Here is a 257-nt window from a genome sequence, read left to right as displayed (position 1 = left end):
TTCCATCTCTGACCGGAGATCATAAAGTCATTTATGTAGCCGCGGATCGACATGTTACTTCAGAAGAAATTCTGGAAGCAGCAATAAGGCTCTTGAGTTGATTTGATGCTATTGCATTGATAATTCAGGAAAATTCTCTTTGTCTGTTTGTGTAAAATTTAGACTATCGTATGTTGATTATTGCGATGTTTCATCTTATCTTTTACACGTTTGCACCATATAATCGACTTACTGTGTAACTGGAAAGTCATAACAGA

The 257-nt window shown here is 35.8% G+C and carries 1 pseudogene; it reads left to right on the top strand.

The window, feature by feature from the left end:
- Positions 1-101 (top strand): annotated as a pseudogene (gene ynfN / locus RTW80_RS29905) (protein YnfN); the annotation flags it as partial.
- Positions 102-257 lie beyond the last annotated feature (156 nt).

Source organism: Escherichia sp. AM3 (assembly GCF_032029835.1).
Taxonomy (GTDB): Bacteria; Pseudomonadota; Gammaproteobacteria; order Enterobacterales; family Enterobacteriaceae; genus Escherichia; species Escherichia coli.
The sequence above is the reverse complement of the archived record's forward strand: the minus strand, read 5'-3'. Positions and strand labels throughout refer to the sequence as shown.